We start from the raw sequence: 4119 nt of genomic DNA, 5'->3' as shown, positions 1-4119 counted from the left end.
TGTTTTTTCTTAAAGTTAGGATACTTAGTACGACCAGCAAAGAAATTAGTGAAAGCTGTTTGTAAATGTCTTAAACCTTGTGGTAAAGGTACACAGCTAACTTCGTTTAAAAACTCTAATTCTTCTTGCTTTTTCCAATCGGTTAGCATTGAAGAAGTTTGAGCGTAGCCTACTCTTTCTTGCTTTTCGTACCAAGCTTGTGTTCTGAGATGGAGAGCTTTATTGTCAACTAATCTTACACAGCCCAATGTGCGCCGCAATAGCGACTATTGTTCGGGTGTGGGGTAAAATCGGTAAGAATAGGCTTTTTCCATGTCTCATATTTTAGCATATATTTCGTAAACGATGCTCATATTTAACAGCAAAGCCAACCTAAAACGGCGGGGTTTCAGACGCAAAATTTTCGATGATCGGATATTTCTAACTCTAGTCAGGGAATTAATTCCCCGAAAACCCTATTGCTCAAGTGAGTCAGATTGTCTAAACTCTCATGCAGTTAGCATTGTACACTAATCTAGTCTTTGTCTGTGATTACCATCCGCGATCAAGATCACACTTAACCGGTAATATTAGATACACTAACAAGCTTATCCGCCTAAAATAGCAATGCCTACGCCGATTAACAGAATTAATCCGCCATAAATGACTTCTTGGGCTGGTATTTCACCAAAAATGAACACTCCTAACAGACTAGCGGCGATTGGCTCTAATAAAATTACCATGGTTACTATTGTCGGTGCTACCCATCGCAAAGCCCAGTTAAAGCTAGTATGACCGATTAATTGCGGAAAAATCGCCATCATTAACACATAAACATACACGGATAAGGGATAGCTTTCGTAACCTTGACCGAATAAAAAAATAGCAGGTAATAAAGCTAATCCTGCGGTAGTGTAGGCTACAGTTATATAATTCTTAATATTTAAGCCCTTTCTTTGTGCTTCCCGTCCGAGGAGAATATAACCACTAACGAGAATCGCCCCAATTAAAGCCAAGCTATTGCCCAATAAAGGGTTAGGATAAGAGCTACTGAGATCTCGATCGGCTAAAACAATGAATAATCCCCCCGTTAGAGCCACAAAAATGCCGATAAAAGTTAATTTGCTCGGTTTTTCTCGAAACCACCACCAACCCAACAGAGAAACCCAGAGGGGATTAGTGGTGACTAAAGTGGTAGAAGCGGCGATCGAGGTGTAGGAGAGAGAAGTAATCCAAGTAGCAAAATGGAGAGCTAAACAAAATCCTGCCCCCACTGCGTAATAATAGGCTTTAATAGGGACTTTTTGGCGTGATAAGGTCAACCAGTTCGGAATTAGGACAACAGAAGCCAATATCAGACGCGAAGTCGCTAAAAATAAACTAAATGCGATCGTAGCATTACCTACCGCTTCGATCGCTAACCGGATAAAAATTGCCGATGCAGAAACCGACACCACACCGATAGTTAAGATAAAAATAATTTTGGCGTTAGAAGGAGGCAAAATAGGCTACGCTTACGCGATGATCAATGATGTTATTCACCAGTTATTTTAACCGTAGGCAGTAGCCGGTCGTCAGTAGCCGGTCGTCAGGAGATAGGAGATTATTTTATTTATTCTCCCCACACCCCACACCCCACACCCCACACCCTACACCCCACACCCCACACCCCATCACCCCACTTCCCCACACCCATTTACTTAATCTATGGAACTACCAGAATTAAATATAGAGACAATTTGGGCGATTATTAACGATGAAATTGACGACGAAACCGTTAATAAATTGGTTTGGCAAACTTTAGGTTATCGTTACGATGAAAGTCAGGGAAAATGGGATAATAGTCAAGTAGAGGAAGATTGGCGACGTGAATATCCCGAACCCCCAGATTTTATTGCCAATCGTCCTCCAACAGTAAAATTAACTCGATCGATCTTGCCAGAAAATAAACAATTATTAAAAGATAAATTGGGGTTTACCGGTTATAAAATTGGCGAATTCAATCCCCGCATGACTCGCCGTGCCACCGCCGCTAATTGGTTGTGCTTTTATGGGTTAAAATAGATAAGGAAAGTTATTTTATCAAGCTTCTAGCATGGTCACTATCCCTGTCAAGTCCTCCTCTCATCCCCTAGCATCCTATATTGATCGTCTCACGGCTGGGGAAGCATTGTTAAAAGATACTCCCCAGAATTTGATCGAGGTAGTGGGTATCCTGAAAAGTTACGGAGTGGTGTTAGATGCTTATTCCAAAAATTTAATTTATATTGCGGAAAATCAGTTTTTGGTTTTTTTCCCCTTCTTTAAATATTTTAATGGTCAAGTATCTTGGCAGAAATTACTACAACACTGGTGGCATAATCGCATTAATTTTGAGTATGCTGAATACTGCATGAAAGCCATGTTTTGGCATGGTGGGGGTGGTTTAGATAGTTATGTAGATAGTGCCGCTTTTCGCGAAGTGACAGCCAAAGTTATTCAAGCCAAATTTAGAAATAATCCCCTAGTTTTAAGTTTAAATAAAGTCTTTCCTGAATTTTTGCCAGAACAAATGCGGATGATGGCCTACTATAGCGGTTTAGGTCAATTTTGGCGAATTATGGCCGATACTTTTTTAAGTTTATCCGATCTCTACGATGCTGGAAAAATTACCAGTATTCCCGCAGTGGTGGCACACATTAAGAAAAATTTAGTCGATAATGCTAGTCAAGCAATTGTCTATCAGGTAAAAATCAAAGGACAAACCTATGATCTGATCCCCAAATCGGCAGGATTAACCTTTCTTGCAGATACGGCAATCCCCTACGTTGAGGCGGTTTTCTTTCGCGGAACACCTTTCCCCGGTACAATTTCCTATAATGCCCAAGCCTATCAAATTCCCTACGATCAAGGAATGTTTGCCTATGGTGCTTTGTATGCAGATCCTTTACCCATCGGAGGTGCAGGGATTCCTCCCACACTATTAATGCAGGATATGCGTCACTTTTTACCAGATTATCTGCACGACATTTATAAAAAGAGTTTTCGTCAAGAAGAAGATTTATTAGTCCAGATCTGCGAAACTTTTCAAAAGTCGATGTTTTGTGTAACAACGGCAGCCATTCAAGGATTAGCACCTTACCCTTTAACTACCACAGATTTAAAAGAACAAAAAGCCAATCGCATCTATCTAGAAGCATGGATGAATCGCTTTGTCAAGTCAAGATTAGAAGCGGTAAATCAATAATTATTCTGCCGATAAATCCGTAGTTTTTGCAGTCAACAAACCCCCTTACATTTATGTCAGATATTAACGTCCAACTTCAGGATATTTTAGCTCAATTGCAATCTTTAACCGAACGGGTTGCCCTCATCGAAGCGCGGCAGATGTTAGTACCAGACATCGAGCGCTATGGTAAATTACAGCAATTCCTAGCTGAGGGGAACTTTAGGGAGGCAGACGCAGAAACTCTCCGAGTTATCCTCGAAACTGCCGGCAGAACCCGCGATACTTTAACCCCAGAGGATATGATGCGGTTTCCCGTTAATGTGATTCGGGTACTCGATCGCCTTTGGAAAAATTATAGCGGCGATCATTTCGGTTTTAGCAATCAGGTGAAGTTATATTTTGCCGCCGGCGGTAGTATTAACACCCTGCGTACCCAAGACGCGGAAACGATTAGAAAATTTGGGGAATTGGTAGGATGGCGCGACAAAGATGAGTGGCGTATCGATGATTATGATCACTGGGATTTTAGTCTCGCAGCTCCTGAAGGCTGTTTTCCCGCTCTCTGGTGGAAGTCTCCCTACGGGTTAAAAATGGTGACTTTTTGTTTTACTCGCCTGATAGAGTGCGATTTATAGGCAATGAAAGGGATTATCGGCTATTTTCGACCTTTATTATCCCCCCAATTTGCCCCCACCGGGATAAGAGTGGCTGTAGTAGTGGGGACAATTTTATTGACAATTAACCACGGTTATGCTACAATGGACAGCCTTATAACTGACTTATCTAGGGCCTGCTGAATAAATCTAAAAACCTTGCTGGATAAGACTTTTAGCCTTTTTTGAAATCCAAAAGTACCAGATATGGGAGTGATCAGGGGGAAATTCAGCTACTTTTTCCCTGAAAATTAGGTAATTGACCCCCTCAAAATCGGT

General features: G+C 41.3%; 6 protein-coding genes. 4 read left to right on the top strand and 2 right to left on the bottom strand.

Features of this window, described 5'->3' with window-relative positions; translation table 11 throughout:
* Both O9332_RS05690 and O9332_RS05685 read right to left on the bottom strand, forming a co-directional pair.
* Positions 1-260 (bottom strand): helix-turn-helix domain-containing protein (locus tag O9332_RS05690; RefSeq protein ID WP_288024182.1); only part of this gene is annotated, 260 nt, incomplete at its 3' end.
* A gap of 327 nt (positions 261-587) precedes the next feature.
* Positions 588-1481 carry a DMT family transporter gene (locus O9332_RS05685; RefSeq protein WP_288024180.1) on the bottom strand — a complete coding sequence of 298 codons (894 nt, stop codon included), beginning with the start codon at positions 1479-1481 and terminating at the stop codon, positions 588-590.
* 205 nt (positions 1482-1686) lie between these two features.
* On the opposite strand from O9332_RS05685, the gene O9332_RS05680 reads away from it, so the two are divergent.
* From O9332_RS05680 to nrtS, 4 genes are read left to right on the top strand one after another with little or no spacing between them, the layout of a single operon-like run.
* The gene (locus tag O9332_RS05680) at positions 1687-2043 is read left to right on the top strand and encodes a DUF1823 family protein (protein WP_043997341.1); all 357 of its coding nucleotides are present in this window, start codon (positions 1687-1689) and stop codon (positions 2041-2043) included.
* A 31-nt stretch (positions 2044-2074) separates the two neighbouring features.
* Positions 2075-3205, top strand: a complete 1131-nt coding sequence (locus O9332_RS05675) for a CO2 hydration protein (protein WP_288024176.1) — start codon at positions 2075-2077, stop codon at positions 3203-3205.
* Between the two features lie 53 nt (positions 3206-3258).
* A complete protein-coding gene (locus O9332_RS05670; RefSeq protein WP_002798240.1) occupies positions 3259-3822 on the top strand; it encodes a GUN4 domain-containing protein in 564 nt (187 codons plus the stop codon).
* Positions 3823-3825: 3 nt separating this feature from the next.
* Positions 3826-3984: a nitrate/nitrite transporter NrtS gene (nrtS, locus tag O9332_RS05665; RefSeq protein WP_288024173.1), complete on the top strand. Its 159-nt coding sequence runs from the start codon at positions 3826-3828 to the stop codon at positions 3982-3984.
* Positions 3985-4119 lie beyond the last annotated feature (135 nt).

The sequence above is a fragment of the Microcystis sp. LE19-10.1B genome (assembly GCF_027530565.1).
Lineage (GTDB): Bacteria > Cyanobacteriota > Cyanobacteriia > Cyanobacteriales > Microcystaceae > Microcystis > Microcystis aeruginosa.
The sequence above is the reverse complement of the archived record's forward strand: the minus strand, read 5'-3'. Positions and strand labels throughout refer to the sequence as shown.